The 20,656-nt window shown below is 60.3% G+C and carries 31 protein-coding genes and 3 tRNA genes; 21 read left to right on the forward strand and 13 right to left on the reverse strand.

What is annotated here, in order from left to right; all coding sequences use genetic code 11:
• Positions 1 to 108: 108 nt before the first annotated feature.
• From QTN24_RS15570 to QTN24_RS15605, 8 genes are all read right to left on the reverse strand, one after another.
• Entirely contained in the window at positions 109 to 615 is a 507-nt protein-coding gene (locus QTN24_RS15570) for a hypothetical protein (RefSeq protein WP_313838059.1), read from the reverse strand.
• A gap of 143 nt (positions 616 to 758) precedes the next feature.
• Positions 759 to 1,496, reverse strand: coding sequence for a phage minor head protein (locus QTN24_RS15575; protein ID WP_313838061.1), 738 nt, complete (start codon positions 1,494 to 1,496; stop codon positions 759 to 761).
• A gap of 1 nt (position 1,497) precedes the next feature.
• Positions 1,498 to 2,925 carry a DUF1073 domain-containing protein gene (locus tag QTN24_RS15580; protein WP_313838062.1) on the reverse strand — a complete coding sequence of 476 codons (1,428 nt, stop codon included), beginning with the start codon at positions 2,923 to 2,925 and terminating at the stop codon, positions 1,498 to 1,500.
• Positions 2,926 to 2,940: 15 nt separating this feature from the next.
• Positions 2,941 to 4,488 carry a phage terminase large subunit gene (gene terL, locus QTN24_RS15585; protein ID WP_313838063.1) on the reverse strand — a complete coding sequence of 516 codons (1,548 nt, stop codon included), beginning with the start codon at positions 4,486 to 4,488 and terminating at the stop codon, positions 2,941 to 2,943.
• The gene (locus tag QTN24_RS15590; RefSeq protein WP_313838064.1) at positions 4,445 to 4,924 is read right to left on the reverse strand and encodes a DUF2280 domain-containing protein; all 480 of its coding nucleotides are present in this window, start codon (positions 4,922 to 4,924) and stop codon (positions 4,445 to 4,447) included. The genes terL and QTN24_RS15590 overlap by 44 nt, the downstream gene beginning before the upstream one ends.
• A gap of 30 nt (positions 4,925 to 4,954) precedes the next feature.
• Entirely contained in the window at positions 4,955 to 5,608 is a 654-nt protein-coding gene (locus QTN24_RS15595) for a putative metallopeptidase (RefSeq protein ID WP_313838066.1), read from the reverse strand.
• A 3-nt stretch (positions 5,609 to 5,611) separates the two neighbouring features.
• Positions 5,612 to 5,797, reverse strand: a complete 186-nt coding sequence (locus tag QTN24_RS15600) for a hypothetical protein (protein ID WP_313838068.1) — start codon at positions 5,795 to 5,797, stop codon at positions 5,612 to 5,614.
• Positions 5,798 to 5,960: 163 nt separating this feature from the next.
• Positions 5,961 to 6,036 (reverse strand) — tRNA-Met (locus tag QTN24_RS15605).
• 91 nt (positions 6,037 to 6,127) lie between these two features.
• Here QTN24_RS15605 and QTN24_RS15610 point away from each other — a divergent pair.
• Positions 6,128 to 6,301 carry a type II toxin-antitoxin system HicA family toxin gene (locus QTN24_RS15610; protein ID WP_124684697.1) on the forward strand — a complete coding sequence of 58 codons (174 nt, stop codon included), beginning with the start codon at positions 6,128 to 6,130 and terminating at the stop codon, positions 6,299 to 6,301.
• A 66-nt stretch (positions 6,302 to 6,367) separates the two neighbouring features.
• Positions 6,368 to 6,784, forward strand: coding sequence for a type II toxin-antitoxin system HicB family antitoxin (locus tag QTN24_RS15615; RefSeq protein ID WP_313838071.1), 417 nt, complete (start codon positions 6,368 to 6,370; stop codon positions 6,782 to 6,784).
• A 5-nt stretch (positions 6,785 to 6,789) separates the two neighbouring features.
• Here QTN24_RS15615 and QTN24_RS15620 read toward each other — a convergent pair.
• The 4 genes from QTN24_RS15620 to QTN24_RS15635 all read right to left on the reverse strand — a co-directional run bounded on the left by QTN24_RS15620 (position 6,790) and on the right by QTN24_RS15635 (position 8,790).
• Positions 6,790 to 6,863, reverse strand: a tRNA-Gly gene (locus QTN24_RS15620).
• 138 nt (positions 6,864 to 7,001) lie between these two features.
• Positions 7,002 to 7,076 (reverse strand) — tRNA-OTHER (locus QTN24_RS15625).
• Between the two features lie 1,077 nt (positions 7,077 to 8,153).
• On the reverse strand, positions 8,154 to 8,348 hold the full coding sequence (locus QTN24_RS15630; RefSeq protein ID WP_313838073.1) for a hypothetical protein: 195 nt from the start codon (positions 8,346 to 8,348) through the stop codon (positions 8,154 to 8,156).
• A gap of 7 nt (positions 8,349 to 8,355) precedes the next feature.
• Complete coding sequence (locus tag QTN24_RS15635) at positions 8,356 to 8,790, reverse strand: hypothetical protein (protein ID WP_124684701.1); 435 nt, start codon at positions 8,788 to 8,790, stop codon at positions 8,356 to 8,358.
• A gap of 107 nt (positions 8,791 to 8,897) precedes the next feature.
• Here QTN24_RS15635 and QTN24_RS15640 point away from each other — a divergent pair, with 107 nt between their 5' ends.
• The 19 genes from QTN24_RS15640 (at position 8,898) to QTN24_RS15730 (ending at position 19,998) form a co-directional block, all read left to right on the forward strand.
• On the forward strand, positions 8,898 to 9,281 hold the full coding sequence (locus QTN24_RS15640; protein ID WP_313838078.1) for a hypothetical protein: 384 nt from the start codon (positions 8,898 to 8,900) through the stop codon (positions 9,279 to 9,281).
• Between the two features lie 166 nt (positions 9,282 to 9,447).
• Positions 9,448 to 10,212: an HNH endonuclease gene (locus QTN24_RS15645; RefSeq protein WP_313838080.1), complete on the forward strand. Its 765-nt coding sequence runs from the start codon at positions 9,448 to 9,450 to the stop codon at positions 10,210 to 10,212.
• 140 nt (positions 10,213 to 10,352) lie between these two features.
• Positions 10,353 to 11,264 (forward strand): hypothetical protein, encoded by a 912-nt coding sequence (locus tag QTN24_RS15650; protein WP_313838082.1) that lies wholly within the window; start codon positions 10,353 to 10,355, stop codon positions 11,262 to 11,264.
• Between the two features lie 41 nt (positions 11,265 to 11,305).
• Complete coding sequence (locus QTN24_RS15655) at positions 11,306 to 11,503, forward strand: hypothetical protein (RefSeq protein ID WP_313838084.1); 198 nt, start codon at positions 11,306 to 11,308, stop codon at positions 11,501 to 11,503.
• A gap of 10 nt (positions 11,504 to 11,513) precedes the next feature.
• Positions 11,514 to 11,996, forward strand: a complete 483-nt coding sequence (locus QTN24_RS15660; protein WP_313838086.1) for a hypothetical protein — start codon at positions 11,514 to 11,516, stop codon at positions 11,994 to 11,996.
• The gene (locus tag QTN24_RS15665; RefSeq protein WP_124684707.1) at positions 11,996 to 12,349 is read left to right on the forward strand and encodes a hypothetical protein; all 354 of its coding nucleotides are present in this window, start codon (positions 11,996 to 11,998) and stop codon (positions 12,347 to 12,349) included. Before QTN24_RS15660 ends, QTN24_RS15665 begins: the two co-directional genes overlap by 1 nt.
• Positions 12,346 to 12,894: a DUF4406 domain-containing protein gene (locus QTN24_RS15670; RefSeq protein ID WP_124684708.1), complete on the forward strand. Its 549-nt coding sequence runs from the start codon at positions 12,346 to 12,348 to the stop codon at positions 12,892 to 12,894. Before QTN24_RS15665 ends, QTN24_RS15670 begins: the two co-directional genes overlap by 4 nt.
• Complete coding sequence (locus QTN24_RS15675; RefSeq protein WP_313838089.1) at positions 12,891 to 13,373, forward strand: hypothetical protein; 483 nt, start codon at positions 12,891 to 12,893, stop codon at positions 13,371 to 13,373. Before QTN24_RS15670 ends, QTN24_RS15675 begins: the two co-directional genes overlap by 4 nt.
• Positions 13,366 to 13,560: a hypothetical protein gene (locus QTN24_RS15680; RefSeq protein ID WP_313838091.1), complete on the forward strand. Its 195-nt coding sequence runs from the start codon at positions 13,366 to 13,368 to the stop codon at positions 13,558 to 13,560. Before QTN24_RS15675 ends, QTN24_RS15680 begins: the two co-directional genes overlap by 8 nt.
• A gap of 55 nt (positions 13,561 to 13,615) precedes the next feature.
• A complete protein-coding gene (locus tag QTN24_RS15685) occupies positions 13,616 to 13,867 on the forward strand; it encodes a hypothetical protein (protein ID WP_313838093.1) in 252 nt (83 codons plus the stop codon).
• Positions 13,868 to 13,872: 5 nt separating this feature from the next.
• Positions 13,873 to 14,394, forward strand: a complete 522-nt coding sequence (locus QTN24_RS15690; RefSeq protein WP_313838095.1) for a DUF1367 family protein — start codon at positions 13,873 to 13,875, stop codon at positions 14,392 to 14,394.
• Positions 14,391 to 14,831: an XF1762 family protein gene (locus tag QTN24_RS15695; protein ID WP_124684713.1), complete on the forward strand. Its 441-nt coding sequence runs from the start codon at positions 14,391 to 14,393 to the stop codon at positions 14,829 to 14,831. Before QTN24_RS15690 ends, QTN24_RS15695 begins: the two co-directional genes overlap by 4 nt.
• Entirely contained in the window at positions 14,828 to 15,124 is a 297-nt protein-coding gene (locus tag QTN24_RS15700; RefSeq protein WP_172966079.1) for a nuclease domain-containing protein, read from the forward strand. The genes QTN24_RS15695 and QTN24_RS15700 overlap by 4 nt, the downstream gene beginning before the upstream one ends.
• Positions 15,125 to 15,155: 31 nt before the next feature.
• Positions 15,156 to 15,677 carry a hypothetical protein gene (locus QTN24_RS15705; RefSeq protein ID WP_124684715.1) on the forward strand — a complete coding sequence of 174 codons (522 nt, stop codon included), beginning with the start codon at positions 15,156 to 15,158 and terminating at the stop codon, positions 15,675 to 15,677.
• Between the two features lie 79 nt (positions 15,678 to 15,756).
• Positions 15,757 to 15,921, forward strand: coding sequence for a hypothetical protein (locus QTN24_RS15710; protein WP_172966080.1), 165 nt, complete (start codon positions 15,757 to 15,759; stop codon positions 15,919 to 15,921).
• 12 nt (positions 15,922 to 15,933) lie between these two features.
• Complete coding sequence (locus QTN24_RS15715; protein WP_313838099.1) at positions 15,934 to 16,245, forward strand: hypothetical protein; 312 nt, start codon at positions 15,934 to 15,936, stop codon at positions 16,243 to 16,245.
• Between the two features lie 20 nt (positions 16,246 to 16,265).
• A complete protein-coding gene (locus QTN24_RS15720; protein WP_313838101.1) occupies positions 16,266 to 16,946 on the forward strand; it encodes a hypothetical protein in 681 nt (226 codons plus the stop codon).
• Positions 16,947 to 17,017: 71 nt separating this feature from the next.
• Complete coding sequence (locus QTN24_RS15725; RefSeq protein ID WP_313838103.1) at positions 17,018 to 19,555, forward strand: DNA methyltransferase; 2,538 nt, start codon at positions 17,018 to 17,020, stop codon at positions 19,553 to 19,555.
• Entirely contained in the window at positions 19,552 to 19,998 is a 447-nt protein-coding gene (locus tag QTN24_RS15730) for a zinc-finger-containing protein (RefSeq protein ID WP_313838105.1), read from the forward strand. Before QTN24_RS15725 ends, QTN24_RS15730 begins: the two co-directional genes overlap by 4 nt.
• Here the strand turns inward: QTN24_RS15730 and QTN24_RS15735 are convergent.
• The gene (locus QTN24_RS15735; RefSeq protein ID WP_313838107.1) at positions 19,995 to 20,654 is read right to left on the reverse strand and encodes a hypothetical protein; all 660 of its coding nucleotides are present in this window, start codon (positions 20,652 to 20,654) and stop codon (positions 19,995 to 19,997) included. The two genes, QTN24_RS15730 and QTN24_RS15735, sit on opposite strands and share 4 nt — an antisense overlap.
• Positions 20,655 to 20,656 lie beyond the last annotated feature (2 nt).

Raw genomic sequence — 20,656 nt, forward strand, 5'->3', positions numbered from 1 at the left:
TGCAAACCTGCTGGAGGATGTCTATAATTGGTCTCGGAGACCCCGGACGTTCAAACCATCCCGCCCTGGCAGCGTGTGAGGTACGTTACTCAAACGGCGGTCTCTTTCTCATTTCACGAGGCCGTGGTCGTAATAGCGACGCCCATCCGAATACCTCTTCACGGTCAGAATCGCGTTGTGCTGCTGCCCATCCAGCTCTATTGGAGCGTGATAGGTCTCGACTGCTAGCACGTTGACGTCTCCCCGCTTGTCTGACGCTGTCGAAACCAGCTTGGCGTTCTCGAGTAGCGCGGGAATGGCTGGAATCGAACGGACCAAGGTGTCTGACGCGCCCGAAATCGTGTGTTTCACGCCTCGCCGGGTGACTTGTATATGGTGGCCGGTTGCCCTGTTCTCGAACGATTTCCCGATGAACGTTTCGGCGCTGGCCATGGCCTTTTGTCGCAACTCGGCCATGCTCGTGTAGTCGCCGAGTTCGTCGCCCTTCAGCTTTACTTTCCCCGCGCCGCCGGCGCCGCCACCACTGCCGAATTGCCCGTTCTGCGCACGCGGATGGTCCTCCTCGTTCCACGTCGAATCGCGCACGTGGACATAGATGTGTAGTGCTTTGGTCATTCAGGGATCACGTGTTCTGACTGCGCCGCTGCGTCGTGTAGATGCGCATTGCCATCAGTTGCTTTCCCATACGATCCCGAACATCTTCCTTCGCTTGCCCACGCGCGAGTAGACCGGCCTGCCGAAGACGGTACGGTGCCATGTCAGTCCTCGGGTACTACCGGTTCCGCATAGCAGCGGCAGTTCGGATAGCAACCAGCGTGCGCCGTCATGCCATCCAGCGTCGGCGGGCTGTCCCAGCGCACAAATTTGCCTTCCATCTCTTTGTGAGAATGACGAACGTCTCCATCGCCTGACGTGCGCCAGATGTAGCCTTCCGATCCGATGTGCTCGGCACGGGCCTGCGTCAGCACGGTCGCGGTGCGCGATACCTCAGTACGCGCGATCAGGTCGGCCCGGCTCTTCGCCACCTCGCCAGAGCGCCGAATCTCCTTGGAGATCACGTTCGCCCGGGCCGAGTTCTCAATGCCTTGAAGCGTCAGTCTGTGGACCCGCTTTGCCGCCTCGCGCGGGATGCTTTGAATCAAATCAACCTGCTCAGCCAGAAGCTTCCTCATGGCCTGCCCGGTCGGCGCGCTCTTGATCTCCTCGCGCAGGCCCCGGGACAAGTCTCGCGCATGCTCGCGCCAGTTCTTCTCGTCCCGGAGAGCAACGTCCATCAGCATGTTGCTGGCAGTCTGGACCGCCCACCCGTGAAGCACAGTGGAGTAGGCGTCCAGCAGGTGAGTGATCGTCGGCAGTACAGTAGGATCACCAGGCGCGAAGCCGTTGATGATCGTCCCGCAGTGCGCGGCGATCTTCCGAAGGCTGGTGGCGTAGCGTCGCTCGACGGCCTTCGTCTTCACCGGGTTACCCCGCCGCTTCTTTGTTGGCAGTGCCATATCAGCGCTTCAGGAAGCGTTTGAGGAACGAGTCTTTGGTCGCCGTCGGCAGGTCTGGCAACGTCAGGTCCGGAGGTGGCGGGTCTTCTTCCTCGGCCGCATCGATCTGCTCCGGCGTGATGTTGCCGAACAGACCGGTGACAGGGGCCGAGGCTTTCAGCTCCTTCATCGCGGTCTGCCGGTCAATGAGCCCGGAGTCATGCGCTTCGATCACTGCTGTCGTCTTCTTCTGCGCGATGTCGGCCTTCTCGCCTTCCGACGTCTCCTGAAGCGAGCGGAACTCGAACTGAAACTCAGCAGGCAAGGGCTTCCTGAGTGTCGACATCGAAATGACCGAGAGCAGTCGATACAGCCCGTTGCGCAAGCGGCGCTCCTGCTGCTGCTTGATGTTCTCGTGGTACTGCTTCATGTCGCCCTCGCCTGTGGCATTCAGACCGGCGGGCGATTGCCCAAACAAACGGACCATCGGGATGCCGGTCGCGCCAGAGAGCTGCTGCGCGAACTGAATAAGCATGTCGGACAGGCCGGAGAACGAGTATTGATGCGCCTCGAACTTGTCCTCGGCGTCGATAGCCGTAATGCCTTCATTGGTCTGGCCGGCGCGCATGAATTCGATCATCGCCTTTAGGCCAGCCAACGCCGGACCGCCTTGGGCGACGATTTCGCGCAAGCCCTCGATACTGATCGTCCGCAGGTGAGCCTTGTAGACCAGTTGCCCGGCACCGACTGTTGCGCTATCGAAGGCGACGAGGCGGTCCCACATCGGCTCCAGCACAGATAGTCCCCAGCCGTTCTCACTCACCCTCTGGTAATAGGGCAGGTCTGCGCCCTCCATCCGCAGCACGCGGCTGTAATGGATTCGCTTCCCCGACAACGCGTGAATGCCAGGCATGACGTCGTAGTGGAGCGGCTGGCCCATGTCCGGCCCGAACTCCTTCACGACTTCGCCGACGGGAGGATTGACCATCCACCGATCTAGCACTGCGAGGCCCTTGAACTGGTCGCGAGCAATGGTTTCAGGCCGCAACGGGGTCGACGTGTCCTGACCATCCACCAGCATCACTGCGATCGATCCGCCGTAAAGCCGCGCCCACTTCCCGTTGTCGCAGAGTGCATCCCACAGCTTCAGGCGCTGAAAGTCTCGCTCGATCTGTCCGATCTCGGTAGGATCAATGCCGGACATCTCGATGCCGGCCCGCGTCATGTCTTCCGGAATGGCATCGACGGCCTTGGCGACGATCCAACTGCCGCGGTACGCCGCCTCCAACCAGATCCGATTCCGGCTCTGATAGCTCAGCGTGTACTGCGATGCGGAGGACAGATTGTCTGCGCCCCACCCCAAGCGGGCCTGAAAGTTGGCAAACGAGTCCGTGGTGCGCACCGTCGAAGCCGGTTGGGTACGGGTGGGGTTCCCCTTCCTTTTGCTCATGTCGGAGAATCCTAGTTAGCCGGCCAGCTTGGCCCACACAGACAAGTCCTTAGCACCGCCCAACATGTCATTGATCGCGTCCACCATCGGATCGATCTGATCGTCATGCATATGCGTGTCGTCGGCGGTGAATCCGTCGCACTCCGTAGTGAAATCGCTCACCCAGGGCGCATCTTCGGGGATGCAGACATTACCTGCGTCGATATGGCTGACCACGTCCATGACGCGGGTCAACTTGTCCTTCGTACGTTCGATGCCTTCGATCGGGATGCCGCCGTCCGCCTCGATCTCTTGGATCAATCCGGTACCGCTAGCCTTGTCCTCTACGCGCATCTGGCGTAGCACTGGAGCGTTAGGATCATCTGCTCCTATCGCGGCGTGCTTGTTCCAGAAGTCGATTGCGCGTTGCTTCAGATCCGGCGCTTTCCACTTACCGCGTATCAGGTCCAGCAGATAGATGCGGTTGTCGTAGCCGTAACCCCAGCACTCGAAGACGCTGTAGTCGTTGCGCTCCGCGGTCTTTTGGGCCGTGTCCGCGTAGATCTTTCGATACCGCAGCTGAGGTAGAACGCTGTAGCGTTGAAACTTGCCGCTCTGGATGATCCCGCCGCCCAGAGGCGCCGGCCGTTGCATGTACTGGCCGTTGAAGACATAGGCGTCGGCCTTCTCCGATGCCAGAAGGTCATGCAATGGCTCCTTGTAGGGCCAATAGCTGTACCGCCCATCCTCATCCTGCTCGTCGCACTCGACTAGCGCCCGCACCCGTTCCGGCAACTTCGCAACGTAGTCATCGGTAATTAGCGCCGGGATCTCGATGAACTCCCATTCGCCCGGCACCTTGCCGGCCTTGATGAAGCCGGTCGGGTCTTCCTCGGCCAGCCGCTGCATGATCACGATGATCGGCGTGTCCGGGTTGGCCTTTCGGCTCTTCACCGTGGACAGCAGCTTGCGGTTCGCCTTGTCGCGGTTCGTCTTGCTGTAGGCGTCCTCCACCTTCAGCGGGTCATCGATGATCAGCGCACCCTGCCAGCCTTCGGCCATGTGACCGGCCCGGAAACCGGTAATCTGGCCGCCGAGAGATACTGCATACACGCCGCCAGCCTTCTTTCCGTCGACCAGCACGTTCCAGCGCTTCTTAGACTTCGCATCGTCCGCGACCTTCAACGGCCACAGAGCCTGGAACTCGTCCGATGCAACGATGTCGCGCGCCGTCTCGCTGTTCAGGAGGGCGAGATCGTCCGAGTACGAGATGTGCAGAAAGCGCGCGCGCGGGTTCAGCGCTAGGCCGCGTGCGATCAGGTTGATGGCGACAAGCTCAGTCTTCGACGAACCCGGCGGGACGTTGATGACGACGTTCTTTAGCGTGCCGTCGATCACGCGCTGCACCGTGTCGGCGATCAACACGTGGTGCCAGTTCACGCGGAACTTGATGGCCTGCCGATGCTTGAAGAAGTAGCGGCTGAAGAAAAGATGGTCGCGCTCGCACTTGCGCTTCAGGACTACCCGCTCGACGGCGGGGTCAATACTCTGATTCGAGTTTGTCGACGGCGGCTCTGACCTCATGTTCGTTCACCACCGCGGTGCGCTGTTCGATCGGCGCGCCATCCTTGCCCGTGTGCTCCACGCGCTGTTTGTTCGTAAAGGCGCCCCCCGCTTCCTTGGCCGCCTGCTCGAGCAACTGGCTGACCATGCCCATGTTCCCTTGCTTCTCTGCCTTCGACACCAGTCGATTCAGCACCCGGAGGCGATACGCCTGGGTGGCGATTGGAATCTCGGCCGTCGCCTTAACGAAGCTGTCACGGGTCGCGGCGAAGACGTCCCGCCACTTTTGGCTTAGAGCCTTACCCTGCGCCTTGGTCGGGTCGTATGCCTGCACCTGCATCCGACTAACTTCGAGGCCAAATTCTTCCTTGACGGCGTCCACTACTTGGCTCGGCGTGTCGTAACACGCCAGCGCCTGCACAATGAACGCTTTCACGTCATCGTTAAGCGTTGCCATAGAGAGCGATCAGTAAAAGTGGAGTAAAAGCTATGCGGCACGTAACAAACATGTGCCGCATGCCCTAGCGACGTTCAAGCGAGCCACCTCAGGCGCCGCGTTGCTGGCATCGATCAGCCGCGCCAGAGCCCCATCGGAATGGCCAACGCCGTATCTGCGTACCACCCCAATAAACTCCTCCACGTCGTGACCACGCATGGCCAGCTTGGGCAAACCTTCCTTCGTGAAGCGCGGCGACCCGAAGTCGTCGAGGTCGTGACCGATGTGGTAGAGCTCATGCTCTATGAGCGCACAGAATTCAGCGTCCGTGCATGTGGCGCAATATGAGGCGTCGAGCGTGATCAACCACCCAGGCACACGGCCGAACCACTCCGATAGCTGCTGCTCTTGGCGCCCGCGCTGCCATCGGCCCACCCGGAAGACGACTTCCTCCGTCTGTCCGATGATCTTGCGCATCTTGCTCTTGTTGGGCTCCCCAGCCCAGAGATACCCAACGTCCGCATGGGCCAGGTGATCGTGGTCCGGGTTGTACAGTGGCGCACCGTCCCGGAGGATGTTGGCGTGCACCCAGTCGTTCAGCGCGGGAACCGGCACGTAAAGCGGGCCCCATCGTGTCCCATCCCACTCCCCCATGTTCGCTGGGGGCATCGGCCTGCCAGCCTTTTGGGTCTTCGTCTTGGCCATGGGTTACTTCCCGCAGCCCTCAAGGGCCGCGACATGCCGCGCCAATAGGTTGTAGGCGTCCACCCGAGCGTACAGGTCATCCGCCGCACCCGGCAGAACGTGAGCCAGCCCGGTCTTGCGGTTCAGCACAATCCCCGGCGTATCGAGCAGCGCGGCCTGAGCGATGCGGAGTGCTTCGGTCAGTTCCATCGCATCAACGGTCGTTCTTCGGCCACATTGGTACGCCACACATGAGCAACCACAGACCGACACAGTAGCCGGCGTAAGTCATTCCCCACATGGGCACACCTCAGGAATAGAAAGGCCCGCCGAAGCGGGCAAGACGTGCAAGCACGCCGGGAGGAGACGACGCTGGTTGCGGAAGGTGGACTCGAACCACCGACCTACGGGTTATGAGCCCGTCGCTACTACCGCTGAGCTATTCCGCAAAATCGGTACACAACAAAGATTACGAAAGTTCTTGCTACGGTAATCTTTTTTGATTACTATTCATTCGTCGCAACAAACAACGGAGGTGCGGTGAAGCAAAGTGAGTTTGTCCGTTGGCTAGCCGATCAAGGCGCGACCTTCAAGCAGGGTAAGAAACACCTGAAGGTCTCACTGAACGGCAAGCAAACGGTGGTGCCAAGACATGCTGCGGAGTTGAAGACCGGCACAGTCGAGGCGATCAAGAAACAACTCGGACTTAAGTGAGGGCGGCCCCGAAAGGGGCTTGTCCCACTCGCTTCACCTCACAACCAGAAACTGAGGACTGAGACCATGCAATATCCGGCACTGTTGGAACCTGCATCCGAAGGCGGCTTCGTCGTAACCTTCCGCGATATCCCCGAGGCGATCACTCAAGGGGATACCGAGGCGGAAGCTCTCGATATGGCTGCCGACGCGCTTCTAACTGCGATGGACTTCTACTTCGACGACCAGCGCGCGGTTCCGGCACCCTCGAAGGCTCGCAAAGGGGAGCAGCTTGTCGCGCTTCCACCGAGCGTCGCCGCTAAGGTGCTCTTGCTGAACGAGATGGTCACGCAAGGTATCCGTCCTATCGACTTGGCTGAACGACTGGGGACGACGAAGCAGGAAGTGAATCGCCTCATCAACTTGGAGCACACCACGAAGATCGACCGGATTGGCGAGGCGCTGGCTGTTCTGGGCAAGCACCTGGACGTTGTCGTCGCGTAACACCGTGGAGCGGGCTGCCGGGATCGAACCGGCGTGGACAGCTTGGAAGGCTGCAGCCTAGCCACTCGGCCAAGCCCGCGAAATCGTGCCGGTACTTTCCCGGCCGTCAGCCTGTTCCATCACCGGCACGCAGGTCCGAGATAGGGTCTTGGGCATTGAGGCCCCGGCGCGCTGGCGGTCTGGCCGCACCTCGCATCCGGGTAAGTCGTGCCCTCACGGCTGGCGGTTGGATTTGAACCAACGACCCTTCGCAACTATCGCACTCGGCTCTACCGACTGAGCTACGCCATGCGTGAGGCGGCTCTTTAACGGGAGCCAAGCGGCGGCACGCTAATTTTCTCCGCCCGTCACCGCAGTTAAGGATTGCGGCTCCATGCACCAAACAGCAGCCGCTCAGTCGCAACCCGGATTGCCCAGCGCATTTGTTGAGGGGCCGGCGCCAATCCCGGCATGCTGAGGTCGAATTATCTCAGACCCGCATCGGCTTTACTTCCCCTCACGACTGAAACCTGGCGGGAGCGCCGCGCCCGGCTAGCACGGGCATCAGGTCTCATGCGTGAAGGTGCCGGTTGCGCCCGGCGTCCCGTGTTAAGGGGACCGCTTCGCCGCCCCTGCGGGCCGCGTACAGATTGAGGGAGCCTTCCTTCCGACCCGTGCTCAGGTCACCCGCGGTCAATCGCACGAATGCGTCCGCTGCCAGCTCCTGCGGTCCATGGCCTCCAAGGCGTTGCCATGCCACAGCGCATCTCTGCGCTATCCCTCAAGGTTGGCGGCGTCAGGGCGTCCCCGACCATCGCTCGGATGCTCACGCGCCTAGCACGCGGACACCGCCAAACGTGAGAGAGCCGGGCTCTCCCGGCCTTCTTCTGAGGCTTCTACCAACGGCTGAACGCCTCCGCCGCAGAAAAGTAGTTTGCCTTCTGCTAATCGTTGCGCTATAGTTCGCGCAAACGGCACATGCATTAGCATGTCGCTCATAGCCCACCCGACAAGGAGCACAGCCTATGAACAACGCCCTCTACACGTCATCCAGCGCCAGAAGACCGCCGGCGCCCGGGTGCCAGAAAAGAAGAGCCCGCGCGCGACCCCAAGTACCTGGCGCACGGGTCGCGCGCTAATCCGGAAGAGCCCGGGGGTTGCCCTCCCGCGCCAGAACCACCAGACCAGAACAAGACGAGAGCCCCACCGCCGTGGGGCTCTTGGCTTTTGAGGGCCGCGCAGAATGGGCAGAGCCCGTCCCAGAAACGCCAAGAGCCCGGACAATGCCGGGCTCTGCTGGGGGTCGCTTCATTTGGTTCGGGTGACCAGTCTCTAAGCTAGCCGAATCTTAGCAAACTCGGCGCACATATGCAAACACTTTGCACACATGTTAGCTGTCGGGGCGCAAAAAATGGCGGTTCAATGCCACATCCAGCTTCCTCACTTGGTTGCATGCCGCCAACAGGTCGTCAGCAAATTCACCCATCAACTGGTGTTTGCTAGCGCCGTCGGCTGTCTGATAGGTCAGCACAACGCCGCCGACCCTCCCGGCTTTGAAGTCCTCGAGCAATTGCTCCAGGACCATGACACCCTCACTTACCGCTTCGCTGCTTCTTGGTTTTTCCATCGTCTTCCAGGGTAATGACCCGTCCCGTTTGTTTTTGATTCCCTTGTTGAACAGTCGCCTCGTCTACGGGCATCTCCACATCGTCCGTGCGGACGTCCAGCAACTCCGCGATGGCGCGGAGCTTGTTGCTCGGCACCGTCAGCAGACGATCATAGACCCTACGGGCGAGCAGAATTTCGCTCTCGTCCGTGTGCAGTTCATCTAGCCATCCAAACGGTTTCCCCATGGCGTGCTCGAGACGGCGGGCCATCTCGTCACCAATGGATCGAATCGCGGCCGGCCCGACGCACTGCGACAGGTATGACTGAGACGTGCCTGCCATCCGGGCGAGTCCGGAGAGGCTACCGATATCCCGCTCCAGCAGGCGCACGTTCAGTTTGCGGATAGTTTTGATGTCCATTTCGCTATTGTATGTGTCACCGCATCGCTGTCAACACATGTTCGTCTAGCTAACCCGTTACTCCTGCTAAACTATTAGCGTCTCTATCAACAAGGAAAGGACGCGAAATGAACCTCCGGGAATGGCTGGAAGCCACGCGCATCAACGGTTCCGACATCACCTCGGGCGAAAGAGAGCGCCGACGCGAGTACAGAGCGCTGGTCCTGAAGCGCGCGAAGACCAGCATGAGCACGATCCGAATCTCGCACAGCCGCGGCAAGCTGGGCCGCGACCTGGCGAAACGGCTGGAAGCGGCCACCAAGGGCACCTTTGCCGAGTTCAAGCTGCTCGACCAGATGCCGGAGCTGCGCGGCAAGGTGGACAACGACCCTCCGCCGGCGGACCTTCCGTCTACGGAACTCCGGCCCGAGGACGCTAAGGGATTGCCCGAGGCCCTCACCGCGGAACTCAGCAAACGCGGGCAACAAGCCGCCGCCGAAGCCGAATCCTGACAAACTTTGACGCATGCATACATGTGTGCGTCGCTTTCGTGCATCACCGATCAATCGGGCAGGAAGCGTGCCCGTATGCTTAGCGTGAGGCTAGGGTCGCTCCCGAAAAGACGGAACTCCTCCGCCCGTCCTGCCGATCGCGTCTTTTGCGGAGTTGGGAGGTTTTATGGCAGCAACACGTCGAAAAGGCCTGGGCAAAAAGCTTAGGTTTGAAGTCTTCAAGCGCGACTCATTCAAGTGCCAGTACTGCGGTAACTGCGCGCCCGAAATCGTCCTGGAAATCGACCACATCGACCCGGTAAGCAAGGGGGGTGAGGACGACATCATGAACCTGATCACATCCTGCAGAGACTGCAATGCGGGGAAATCGGACCGACTTCTGTCGGATGATTCCGTGGTCGCCAAGCAGCGGGCGCAGCTCGAAGAACTGAACGAGCGCCGGGAACAGCTTGAAATGATGCTCCAGTGGCGCGATGGACTGAAGCAAATCGACGAGGACTCGTTGGCCAAGGCCGAGTCGGCCTGGGTGGCCTCGGCCGTGGGATGGAGGCCCAACGAAAAGGGGCAAAACGACCTTCGGAAGTGGCTCAAAGAATTCGGGCTGATTAAGGTTTTGGACGCAATTGAAACTTCGGCGCGTCAGTATCTTGATTACGATGAGAACGGCGCGGCAACGCAAGCCTCCGTGCAGATGGCATGGTCGAAGATTAGCGGAATTTGTCGCGTGGCATCCCAGCCAGAGTACATGCGTGACCTCTACTACGCGCGAGGAATACTCCGCAATCGATTGGCTTATTGCGATGATCGTCAAGCCATGACAATGATGATTGACGCTGTGGAGGCCGGCGTTTCTGTCGATGCGATCAAGGATCTGGCGCGAACCGTGCGGACTTGGACCGAGTTCCGGAACGAGATCCTGAACTGGGGTTGATCATGGCTCGAGCGCGGAATATCAAGCCAGGGTTCTTTAAGAACTACGAGCTGGCCGACCTAGGCCCCATTTGCCAGTTACTGTTTGCGGGGCTGTGGTGCCTCGCCGATAAGGAAGGTCGACTTGAAGACAAGCCCCGCTTGATCAAGGCCGAAGTCTTTCCCTACTACGACTGCGACGTACACGGTGAACTCACGAAACTGGAACGGTGTGGTTTCGTTAGACGATACGTTGCTCGGGGAATCGCCGCCATCGAGATCCTGAACTTCAAGCGGCATCAGTCTCCCCACCATACCGAGAAAGCATCCGACCTCCCTGCTTTCGAAGAGCGGGACGACGTAAGTCATTGTTTCACAAAGGAACATGAGATTAACGGTGATGCCACCGTTAGCTCACCAAACACGAACGGTGGAAATCCCCCTGATTCTCTGATTCCTGATTCTCTGATTCCTGATTGTGTAAAGGGCTCCGCCCCTCCCGCTACCGCGGCCCCCTCTACGCAACCGGCGGCGAAAAAGCCAAAAGCGCCGAAAGCAGCCAAGCCTGCCAAGGTTTCCTTGCCGGACAACTTCGCTATCAGCGAACGGGTAAGGCGCTGGGCAGCCGAGAAAGGTCATGGCCAGTTGGACGCCCACCTCGAATCGTTTGTCGGCAAATGCCGCGCGAACGGCTACCAGTACATCGACTGGGACGACGCTTTCATGACCGCCATCCGGGAAGACTGGGGAAAGATCCGTGGGCGCGTGGCCCCGGGACAGACGCCAGGAGGTCCGCCGCCCACTTCGGGAGATTGGGCTGCGTCACCGGCGGGCGTTGCCGAAATGGCGAAGCGCCACGGCCTGGAGCAGCAAGAAGGCGAGCATTACCTGTGGTTCCGGCTGCGCGTGATCAAAAAGCACGGGGACGATGCACTCATCGAACGCGAACTGTCGGCCGCTTCGAGGCGGAACGAATTGGAGTACGAACGCGTGTTCAAGTTGTTCTTTGGCGTCGCGCCGAAGCTCTTGCCTAACGGCGGATACGAAAAGCGTCCACAACGCGCCTCATTTTGACTATCATGCTAACGTGTTAGCGTTTCGTTTTGTAATTAGCCATGTCGACCTGCCTCACCTGCCAAAGCTGCAACCTCAAGAGCGATCCCGCGATGGCGCGGCTCGGTTGGGGTCACTGCGAGAAGGATACCCAAGCCGGCAAGTTCCGCGCATTCGACCGAGAGATTGAATGCGACAAGTTTGAGCGCCTTTCTCAGGACCTCGTCGACAAACGGGTCCAGTGGGCAAGCCGTCGTTGAGGTCCCTGTCATGGCTCGAAGCAAGCGCCCTCGCAAGCAGTACCGGCCGAAGCATATCAATCCCGGAGCGATCGTCGACGCATTCGCCGCGCGACTGCCGATGGCGGTCGACAAGCAGCAAGACGTCTCACTGGTAGCCCACCAATCCCTGACGGCGCTGACGCAAGGAAAGGGATCGGATTTTGACGTGGAGTGCCTGGCCGTCGCGATGAACCTGTCGATGCTGCTGTCGGAGATCGGCGTAGGGCGCGAATACCAAAGCATCGCCATTGCAGGCCAGGAAGCCGTCATGCGCTGTAAGGCGCGTGCCGAGCGCACCGGCAAATGGGGATTGGACGGCCCCGGAATCGCGGCGATTGAGCAGGCAATCGATCTCCACGACCAGCAGCTCGAAATCGCAACACAAGCGCAGATGTCCGCCGTGCTGCGCGAGATGAACCGCCGCAAAGCCAACCCGGAACACGTATTCAGAGTCGAAAAGGAGAACGCTTGATGCCGTCCCCCGTCATGAGAACCGCGAAGGCCGACCGCGCCCGAACCGTGCGTCAGATCGAGATCGTCGACGCGCTGGTATCGCACGCCGGCCAGCAGTTCACCCTTGCGGATCTGGTAGCCCGCTTCGGCTCAACGCCGGAGAAGCTGGCAAAGATCGCCAACCGCGCCTCTGAGTCCGCCCTACTCCGTAAGGGTCGTGACGTTGCAGGCGACGTCGTCTACTGGGCGCCGACGATCAGCGAGCAGGAGGTCGAGCGCAACCGCCACAAAGGCGACATGCGCGGCTACGAAGCCTACGTGTTCTCGCACTGGCGGATCGCCGAAGAAGCTCCCTTTGCGAGGTACGCATGAGGATCTACGTCGCCGGTCCGATGACGGGGATTCCGGAACTCAATTTCCCCTTGTTTCACGCCACCGCCGAGCGCCTTCGCGCGGAAGGCTACGACGTCGTCAACCCAGCAGAAATCAACGCTGACCCGTCTGCAGGCTGGCTTACTTGCATGCGGGCCGACATCCGCGAACTGGTGACGTGTGACGCCATCTATCTGCTGCCTGGATGGGAGAACTCGCGCGGCGCGTCATTGGAAGCGCACATCGCGAGGAAGCTCGGACTCCAGGAATTCCATGACGTCCCGATGGTCACTGCTGATTTTCCGATCATCGCCATGGGTCACGGAAAGATCGAGGTCGGCGACGCTGTGTGGAGCGGCCTGCCAGCTCTGTGGTTCGGTAACGATGGCCAGGGGATGGGGGTTGTCCGAGATCGCAACGAACCCGCCAAAGAAGGGGAAACGCTCGCCGTCTTCACGTTCGCCAACATTGGCGGGCTTGAGGCCATCGAAGCGGCGGTCGCGCGCGTGCGCGAAAAAATCCTCGCAACCGAGGTGCCGGCATGACGATCCTCGCCATCGATCCAGGCACGACGGAAAGCGGCTGGTGCCTCTATCACCCCGAGCGCGGCATTCTCGGCGCAGGCGTCAAGCCGAACGATCTGATGCTGATGGAGATCGGCCACATGCCGGCCGACGCTCTGGCAATGGAAATGATCGCGAGCTACGGCATGGCGGTTGGCCGCGAGGTGTTCGAAACCTGCGTGTGGATCGGCCGTTTCGTCCAGGCATGGCATGCGCCAAACGAAGTTCGCCTGGTCTACCGCCGCGACGTGAAGCTGCACCTTTGCGGCACGACTCAAGCCAAAGACGCCAATGTTCGCCAAGCCATCGTCGATCTATTCCCGCGCACCGGCGCCGGCAAGACGCCGCAGATCGGCACCAAGAAGCAGCCGGGCCCGCTTTACGGCGTGACGTCGCACGCATGGTCGGCGCTGGCTGTGGCTTTGACGGCCCTCCACCAGATGGAGCGCGCTGATGCCTGATCCCCTGATCGCCCTCCCCGGCGTCGAGCAAGAAGGTGCCGCGGCCTTCGAGCGTGGGCAGGCCATGTGCATGCATGCCATGCCGAAGGGCTTCGCTTTCAACCCCTACCCGCCCGGCACCGTCCTGAACGAGAACTGGCTGCAGGGGTACGCCGGCGCTTGGCGCGAGTCGGGCAAGCGGAAGTGAGTACAACCGATACGTTGTAAGCGGAATTTACAACCTTTGTGATGTAAGGAGCGCTGTGAAAAAGAACATCGTAGTCGCCGTCACCTTGGTCGCCGTCGGCTTTGCCTTCGGATTCGGCCTGAAGCTACTGATGTGGCTCCTGCTCATTGTCGGGGTAGCCGCCGGCGTGGCCTGGTCGCTGACAGCCGGCGGCAAGCTTGGCGAAGACGACGTCGAGGAGGTATTCCCCGATCCCAGACCGGAAGGAACGCCGGACGTGCGTCACCAATGGCGCGGCAACAGCGCCAAGGCGCCTCACGCGAAGTAAAGGCCATGAGCGAAATCACCCTCGTGCGGATGCCAACGGCCGAGATCTCGCAGCCAGACCGGGAGGCAGCTCGACGCGTGCTCTTCGGAGCCGTGGACGGACTTGGGGAGAAGGGTCGGAAGCAATGGCGCCGGTTCGTCAACGGCCTCTTCAGCCTGGAGCCGGGCGAGATGGTCGAGATCATCACGCACAAGGCGCGCAGCGGGCCGTTTCACCGATTCCATATGGCACTCGAACAGCGTGTATTCGAAGCTCAAGAGCGGATCGAAGACTTTGAGCAGTTCCGCCTCTGGCTGAAGCTTGGCGCCGGACACGTGACGTGGATGCCTGGCGCGAAGGGCGGCGTGTTCCCTGTACCGAAGTCGATTTCGTACGCCAAGCTTGAAGAAGGCGAGATGCGCGAGTTTCACGAGGCGGCCGTCGCGTTCCTGCGCACGCCGCATGCGCAGCGCTACCTGTGGCCGGCGCTGAAGCCGGACGCAGCCGAGCAAGCGGTTGAGGCAGTGCTTGCGGAGTTCGAGCGATGACCCTACGCGTCGTACCAATCTCCTTTGCAGAGGCGAATGCGTTTGTCGCACAGCACCACCGCCACCATAAGCCCGTCGCTGGCACGAAGTTCTGCGTGGCTGTCGCAACCGATGCCGCAGTGTCCGGTGTCGCGCTGATCGGTCGGCCGGTCTCTCGCGCGCTAGATGATGGCTGGACATTGGAAGTGAACAGGTGCTGCACAGACGGCACGAAGAACGCCTGTTCGATGCTCTATGCCGCGGCTTGGCGAGCGGCCCGCGCGCTCGGCTATCAGAAATTGATCACCTACACCCTTCCTGAGGAGGGCGGCGCGTCCCTTCGCGCAGCTGGTTGGCATGTCGTCGCGCAGACGGATGGCGGCACATGGAGTTGCCCAAGTAGACCGCGCGTGGATACGCACCCGACGCAGGGCAAGCTGAGATGGGAAGCGCAGTGAGCAAGATCCGCAAATCCGCCAACGGAAAGGACTGCCAAGTTCGTATCGCTGGCGTCTGCACCTTCGACCCGACCCACACGATCTGGTCCCACTACCGCGGCTCGGCCGGCGGCAAGGGCCTGAGCATCAAGGCGCTCGATCTGTGCGGCGCCTATGCCTGCACAGCCTGCGACGCAGTCTATGACGGCCAGCGCCCTCGCCCCCCAGGCATGACAAAAGAGGAAGTAGACCTCGATTGGATGACCGGTCACATCCGATCGCTCGTGATCCTGGCGTGCGAAGGTCTGATCTGAGCCACAGAACGTATTTCGACGGGAGAGATGAATGAAGGTATTCCGGGACACGGACGCCGTACTGCGCTGGGCGTATGCCCTGCCCCAGCAACCGATTTGCAAGGTGTCTGACGCCCAACGCGCCATGGCCGGCGCCAGCGCTACAAACAAGAGCGCCGACGGTGACCTGAGCATCCAGGACCAGCATGCCCAAGCCGCCATGATCCGCGGGCACGTGGAAAACCTGCCGGAGCTGCTCAGCGCCTACTGCTGGGCCGCCTACTCCTGGGAAGACCACGAGCGAAAGGCCGGCAATCACGTCCTCGACCAACACCTCGCCGAAGTAACAGCGATTCGAAACAACCGGATGCGCTTCTTGCTGATGCGCCGGCACATCGAGTTCGGCCAACACCGCTGCATGTCCTGCGAACGCATCGCAGAGAAGATCGGCGTCCATAAGAGAACCATCCAACGATACGAACCCGCAGTGAAATCGGCCATGCAGGCGGTCACCGCTCAATTTTTCGACGCGCTCGACCCCTACTTTGTGGGGGCTGGCCTGATATTGCCGTAATTTCTTTTGCTAATGTTCTTGCACACGTGTTATCTGTTTGCTACAGTGTGCACATACGTTAGCAAACAGGGAGCGCGAGATGAACAATTACCAGGTCACCTTCACAACGAGCCTCGGCACGATGCGCGTCGACGTTGCCGCATTCGACCGCGACGACGCTCAGGAAGCGGCCATCGACCTGATGGAGCAGGTAGGCGTTTGCCACGGCGAGATCGTCTCGATCCGGCGCGCCGACCTGCACTGATCGGAGCCGGCCGTGGACCGCTACCAAGCCGAGGACGAGATCGAATACAACCTGCGCGCCGGCGCCATCGAGGAGTACGTCGACGGCGATACGGCACTGGCGGTGTTGGGCAACCTCGTCAAGCTTTTCCACGCCCGAGCCAAGCCGGGCATCCCTCTGGTCGAGCACCTGCGCCAGGTGAATCTGGCAATCGCCGGCGAACTCGCCAAGTTCACCGAGCAGGTCATCGCCGACAACGTCGATTTCGTGATCACGGCCGCCGCCGAGGATCGTCGCAACGCCCGCTCTGACTACCGCGAACGCGTGTCCGAAGCGCACCACTGAGTCTTCCCAGGAGAAGAAAAATGAAGAAGTTGCTCCTCAGCGTGGCGCTGATTGCGTCGACGCTGTTCCCTCTGGCCGCCCATGCCCTGGACTTCGAGGTCGGAGCGGGCGTCGCCCGATACACCACGCGCGGAAACATGATGTGGTACCAGGAAGGCTTCCCGCACACACTGGACCTGAACGCCCCCGCCTTCGAGGCCGGTCTCGCAGACAACTTCTACCAGAACGGCCGCTTCGGCATCGACTGGCACGCGAGCTACGTCTATATGGGCAACGTCCACTCGGACGCCATTGCGACGCCGGTCGACAGCAACTACGACAAGGTCAACAAGACGTGCTTCGGCGAGTGCTACGCCATGTCACGGTACGTGGCCAACGGGCACAACCAAGGCATCAAGCTGACCATCGAGCCGAACTACACCTACATGGGATGGCGGTTCGGTCTCGAAGCCGGCGCCTACATCTTCCGGCCTACGTGGCACGCCACGGTCTATGACGTGCCTCCGTGCAAGACCTGCGAGCCGCAGACCCTGAATGTTGCTAGCGACAGTCGGATCCAGGTTGCGCCGGTCGTGGGCGTGTCGATCGGCCGCGGCGGATTCAGCGTTGCCGCCCTCCACTACTTCAACAAGACGCGCGGCGACCCGACTTTTCCCATCTGGAAAAGCACCACGACGCTAATGCTCAAGTACCGGTTCTGACCCCCCCTTTTGCGGTGCTCTGCATCCCCCCGCCGGGGCGCCGCCATTTCTATTCCGCCTGAGTTTCATCCATGACCTGCACCCAAGCCAGATCCGCGAGATATTTGACAGCCCGCTACGAAGAATTCCTCCGCGCCAAGATAAGAATGGCGTCGTTCAACGGCTTCGCTGTGGAGCCATCCGACTTGCATCCGATCCTGTTCGACCACCAACGGGACATCGTTCGGTGGGCGGTGCGTGGCGGGAATCGCGCCATCTTCGCCAAGTTCGGTCTTGGCAAGTCCGTCATGCAGTGCGAATGGCTGCGCCAGATACTCAGCGCTGCAGGCGGCGCAGGCCTGGTCGTCTGCCCGCTTGGTGTACGCCAAGAGTTAATCCGCGACGCGGCGATGCTGGGCATGGAAATCAGGTTCATCCGCAGCGTGGCGGAAATGACCGACGACCACGCCTTCTACCTGACCAACTATGAGACGGTGCGTGACGGCAAGCTGGACCCTTCACTATTCACGGCCATAAGCCTGGACGAGGCCAGCGTACTGCGCAGCTTTGGCAGCAAGACCTATCAGGAATTCTTGCCATTGTTCGAAGGCGTCCGTTTCAAGCTGGTCAATACAGCCACACCGAGCCCGAATCGCTTTAAAGAACTCATCCATTACGCCGGCTTTCTGGGTGTAATGGACACTGGCCAAGCCTTGACGCGATTCTTCCAACGCGACAGCGAGAAGGCCGGAAATCTCACCCTGTACCCGCACAAGGAAGAGGAATTTTGGCTTTGGGTTTCAAGCTGGGCCGTCTTCATTCAGTTTCCGAGCGACCTCGGCTACTCCGACGAGGGCTATGACCTGCCAGACCTGGATGTCCGGTACCACGAAGTCCCTACCGACTACGCGAAGGCCGGCGAGGACCGCGACGGCCAAGTGCTGATGTTTCAGGATCCTGCGCTCGGTCTAAGCGCTGCGGCGGCGGAAAAGCGGGAAAGCCTGCCGGCGCGCGTGGCCAAGGTCGCAGAAATCATCGACGAGGCGCCAGAAGATCATTTCGTGGTCTGGCATGACCTGGAGTCTGAACGCCACGCGATCCAGCAGGCAATCCCAGACGTGGTCAGCGTATGGGGCAGCCAAGATCTGGACGAGCGCGAGCAACGAATCATCGACTTCGGTAACGGAGCCTACCGCTTGTTGTCGACAAAGCCGGTCATCGCCGGCAGCGGCTGCAATTTCCAGCGCCATTGTCATCGCGAGATCTTCGCCGGGATCGGGTTCAAATTCAACGACTTTATCCAAGCCATCCACAGGGTACAGCGCTTCCAGCAACCGCATCGCGTCCGCATCGACATCGTCTACAGCGAAGCGGAGCGCGAGGTACTCAGAACCCTGCAGCAGAAGTGGGCACAACACGAAGAAATGGTGCAGAACATGACCGACATCATCAAGAAATACGGCCTCAATCAACTTGCGATGCAGGAGACGCTTGCTAGATCGATCGGTATCGAGCGGATTGAAGTCAAAGGCGAGCGCTTCACCGTTGCGAACAATGATTGCGTGGAGGAAGCCAGAGGCTTGCCGGAGAATCACGTCGACCTGATCGTTACGTCTATCCCGTTCGCGAACCATTACGAGTACAGCCCTAGCTACAACGACTTTGGCCACACCGAAAGTAATGATCACTTTTGGGCGCAGATGGACTATCTGACGCCGGAGCTGCTGCGTATCCTGAAGCCTGGCCGCATCTATGCTTGCCACGTTAAAGACCGAATTCTGTTTGGCAACGTAACAGGGGCCGGGGCGCCCACCGTCAGCCCGTTCCACTGCGAAGCCATCATGCACGGCCGCAAGCATGGTTTCGACTACATGGGACTAATCACCGTAGTTACTGACGTTGTCCGAGAAAATAACCAGACGTACCGCCTGGGCTGGTCGGAGCAGTGCAAAGACGGCACAAAGATGGGCGTGGGATCGCCGGAGTACATTGTGCTATTCCGAAAGCCTCAGACGGACCGGTCGAAAGGCTACGCGGATTCCCCAGTGAAGAAGACCAAAGAGGAATACACACGCGCTCATTGGCAGGTAGACGCCCATGCATTCTGGAGATCGAGCGGCAACCGCCAAATCACGGCCGAAGAACTTGCGGCGCTGGGTCCGGACAAGCTGGCCAGCGTTTTCACGAAGTTCAGCCTCGACTCCGTCTACGACTACGATTTCCACGTTCGCATCGGCGAAGAACTGGAGGCCCGCGGCGCCCTTCCCTCCACGTTCATGAGCCTAGCACCGGGATCTCATCATCCTGACGTATGGCACGATGTAACACGCATGCTGACGCTCAATGGCGAGCAGGCGAAGCGCTCGGTCGAGAAGCACATCTGCCCACTACAATTCGACATCGTAGACCGCCTGATTGAACGATACAGCAACAAGGATGAGCTGGTATATGACCCGTTCTGTGGCCTAGGAACGGTCCCCTATCGAGCAATCCTGAAGGGTCGGCGCGGGGGTGGGTCGGAACTTAACCCGACCTATTTTTTGGACCAGGTGCATTACCTGAAATCCGCAGAGCGAGAGTTCAGCATGCCGACCCTGTTTGATGTGGACGAGATCGAGCAGGAAGCATGACCGCCCTCACCCCCTGGAATCCCGACCACCGGGCCGTGCGCCGCGTGAAAGCCCCGTTGCCAGCGCCGACGCACTGCCCATGGTGCCAAGCCCGGGTATCGATCGTGAAGAACAGCGAGATCTACGGCCGACCGCACGGTGACTGGCCGTGGATCTTCCTCTGCGGCAACAAAGAGTGCGGGGCCTACATCGACATGTATCCCGGCACCGGCATTCCGCGCGGGACGCTGGCCGACTCCGCCACCCGCCAGGCCCGAGGCTGGGCCAAGCAGCTATTCAGCGGCATCTGGCAGAGCGGCCACATGACTAAGGCCGACGCCGTCCGCTGGCTTGCCGCTCGCCTCGGAATCCAGGAGGAGGAGTGCGAGATCGGCCGGTTCGATGTGCCGATGTGCCAGCGGGCGGTTACGGCTTGTTTGGAGCTGGCGAGAAAGGCGGCTTAACGCTCGACGTAAAGCAGTGCGTCCATTTCAGCACGCGCTACCGTCTCAACCTCCGCTCTTAATGTCGCTAGCGCTTGGCAATGGTCGGAAAATTTTAGTTTCGCCTGCTCGGTGTGCATCCTATAATCATCGAGCCGGCCTTGTGAAATTGCCATAGAGACATCGTACTGAATACCTGCGGCGTCTTGAACCATTACATAAACCTGCTGGGCAAACGCGTAGACCGGAATGCGAAGGTTCGGAAAATAAAGGGAAGCTATGCTGCAAGCCGCATCGGCGCTCGAGGTATTCATCTCCGATGCCTTGCCGACAATACTTTCCCTGAAGTAGGAATTCGTTCTTTCCTGCTCTTCCAAAACATAGCGGACGAGCTCCTCAACTTTGATACGCCTGAGTGAATTTGCCTCCCGCGCCTTCCACTCCGCATGCCCGATTTCCGCCTTGATTTCCTCGGTGACGCGCGTGTTCTGCGCTAGCTGCCTCTTTAGCTCCTCGAAATCGTCGCGCGTCGCGAGGTTCTCAGCGCGCCGCTTTATGTATGCTCCAGCGAACGCCGCGAGGAATGAGGCCGCCAAGAAAAGCAGCCAGTAAAGCCAGTTCTCGGCGATGCGCCTGGAAACGATCTCGGTGACGAAGGCTTGGGTGGTGGCGTCCATGA

The sequence above is a fragment of the Cupriavidus sp. SZY C1 genome (assembly GCF_032190535.1).
In the GTDB taxonomy this organism is placed as follows: domain Bacteria; phylum Pseudomonadota; class Gammaproteobacteria; order Burkholderiales; family Burkholderiaceae; genus Cupriavidus; species Cupriavidus pauculus_C.